Origin of the sequence: Jatrophihabitans sp. (assembly GCF_051960575.1) — a bacterium.
Lineage (GTDB): Bacteria > Actinomycetota > Actinomycetes > Mycobacteriales > Jatrophihabitantaceae > JBQCEE01.
This window is the reverse complement of sequence record NZ_JBQCEE010000122.1, coordinates 1-2,366: the sequence shown is the minus strand read 5'-3', so window position 1 is coordinate 2,366 and position 2,366 is coordinate 1. Positions and strand designations below refer to the sequence as shown.

Here is a 2,366-nt window from a genome sequence, read left to right as displayed (position 1 = left end):
GGCTGCCCGGCGATGCGCGAGATCACCAGCGACCTCACGCATCGGTTGCGCCGGGCGGGGTACCGCGAGGTGCGCGTGCGACAGCAGCTCACGCCGGCGTGGACCAGCGACTGGATCACCGAGCAGGGTCGCGCGAAGCTCGCCGCGGCTGGCATCGCGCCGCCGCATGCAGCACCTGCGCGGACCGGCCCGGTGCCGCTCACGCTGACGACGCGAGCGCAGCTCACCTGCCCGCGCTGCGGATCCGAGCGCACCAGCGAGACTGCCCGGTTCAGCGGCACTGCGTGCAAGTCGTTGCACCGCTGCGCCGATTGCGGCGAGCCGTTCGAGTCGGTCAAGGCGATCTGATGCCGACAACGTTTCGCCGGCTCACGGTGGCCCGCGTCGATCGGCTGACCGACGACTCCGCCGCCGTGACGGTCAGGGTCCCTGATGATCTGCGGGATGAGTTCGCGTTCGCACCGGGACAGTCGCTGACGCTCAAGCGCGGTGCCGAGCGGCGCTCGTACTCGATCTGCGCCGGGGTCGGCCGTCCGCCGCGGATCGGCGTGCGCGAGGTGCCGGGCGGCGCGCTTTCCGGCTGGCTGGTGCGTGATCTGCGCCCCGGGGACGTGCTCGAGGTGCAGCCGCCGAGCGGCTCGTTCTCACCCGACCTGCGCACGCCGGGTCACCACGTGCTCATCGCGGCCGGCTCGGGCATCACGCCGATGCTCTCGATCGCGGCGTCCGTCCTCGCCGCCCACGAGGAATCGACCGTGACGCTGTTCTACGGCAACCGCCGCACCGACTCGGTGATGTTCGCCGACGAGGTCGCCGACCTCAAGGACGCCTACCCGGCCCGGATGCGGCTGGTGCACGTGCTCAGCCGCGAGCCGCAGGAGGTCGAGCTGTTCACCGGCCGCCTCGACGCCGCCAAGCTGCGCACGCTGCTGCCGGTCACCGTCGATGTCGCCGGCGTCGACCACTGGTGGTTGTGCGGGCCGTTCGGCATGGTCACCGATGCGATCGAGGTGCTGGGCGAGCTCGGTGTCGAGCGCAGCAGGATCCACCGCGAGCTGTTCTACGTCGAGCCCGACCCGCCCGCCGAGGTGCACCATGTCGACGCACCCCCGGGCCCCGGCGCCGAGGTCACGGTCGTGCTGGACGGGCGCAGCAGCACCGTCACCGTGGCGCCCGGCACGCCGATCCTCGACGCGGCGCAGAAGTTCCGTCCGGATCTGCCGTTCGCCTGCAAGGGCGGTGTGTGCGGCACGTGCCGGGCGCTCGTGAGGCACGGCGAGGTGACCATGCGGCGCAACTTCGCCCTCGAGGACGACGAGGTCGAGGCCGGTTACGTGCTCACCTGCCAGGCACTGCCGACCAGCGACACGGTCACCGTCGACTACGACGCCTAGTAGGGCGTGGCGTGCGCCAGCGTCCTGCGGAGTGCACGCGTTCGCAACTGAGCGGTCTTGCGCAAGCCGGTTCGAGCGGCCACCGTGAGCGACATGCAGGATCGCACTCCCCGTCCCGAAGATCTCGATCCGATCGAACGTGCCTCCGTCGACGAACTGCGCGCGCTGCAGCTCGACCGGATGCGCTGGTCGCTGCACCATGCCTACGAGAACGTGCCGCACTACCGCGCGGCGTTCGAGGCGGCCGGCGTGCATCCCGACGACTGCAAGGCGCTCGAAGACCTCGCGCGATTCCCGTTCACGACCAAGGCGGACCTGCGCGAGAACTACCCGTTCGGCATGTTCGCCGTCCCACGGGAGCAGGTGTCGCGGATCCACGCGAGCAGCGGCACCACCGGCCGTCCCACTGTCGTCGGTTACACCGCCGAGGACATCCGCACCTGGGCCGCGGTGATGGAGCGCTCGATCCGGGCGATCGGCGGTCGGCCGGAGGACCACGTGCACATCGCCTACGGGTACGGGCTGTTCACCGGCGGGCTGGGCGCGCACTACGGCGCCGAGGCGCTGGGGTGCACGGTGATCCCGGTGTCCGGCGGGATGACTGAACGGCAGGTCACCCTGATCCGCGACTTCGAGCCGGACGTGATCATGGTGACGCCGTCCTACCTGCGGGCCATCGTCGACGAGATGGAGCGGCAGGGTCTGGACCCGCGCACCACCAGCCTGCAGGTCGGCATCTTCGGCGCCGAGCCGTGGACCAACGACATGCGCGTGGAGATGGAGCAGCGCCTGGACATGCACGCCGTCGACATCTACGGCCTGTCCGAGGTCATGGGCCCGGGGGTCGCGCAGGAGGCGGCGACGACCAAGGACGGCCTGCACGTCTGGGAGGACCACTTCTACCCCGAGGTCATCGACCCGGTCACCGAGGAGGTGCTGCCCGACGGCGAGCTCGGCGAGCTCGTCTTCACC

At 70.7% G+C, this 2,366-nt stretch carries 3 protein-coding genes; all 3 read left to right on the top strand.

Features of this window, described 5'->3' with window-relative positions; all coding sequences use genetic code 11:
- A partial coding sequence (gene paaD, locus ACTHMS_RS06645) for a 1,2-phenylacetyl-CoA epoxidase subunit PaaD (RefSeq protein ID WP_440305883.1) occupies nt 1–348 on the top strand: 348 nt, incomplete at its 5' end.
- A complete protein-coding gene (paaE, locus tag ACTHMS_RS06640) occupies nt 348–1,394 on the top strand; it encodes a 1,2-phenylacetyl-CoA epoxidase subunit PaaE (RefSeq protein WP_440305882.1) in 1,047 nt (348 codons plus the stop codon). The genes paaD and paaE, both read left to right, overlap by 1 nt.
- Before the next feature lie 93 nt (nt 1,395–1,487).
- A partial coding sequence (locus ACTHMS_RS06635; RefSeq protein ID WP_440305881.1) for an AMP-binding protein occupies nt 1,488–2,366 on the top strand: 879 nt, incomplete at its 3' end.

Bases quoted from the DNA above. Each gene is read 5' to 3' on its own strand.
- paaE (WP_440305882.1), top strand. From the start codon at position 348: ATGCCGACAACGTTTCGCCGGCTCACGGTGGCCCGCGTCGATCGGCTG.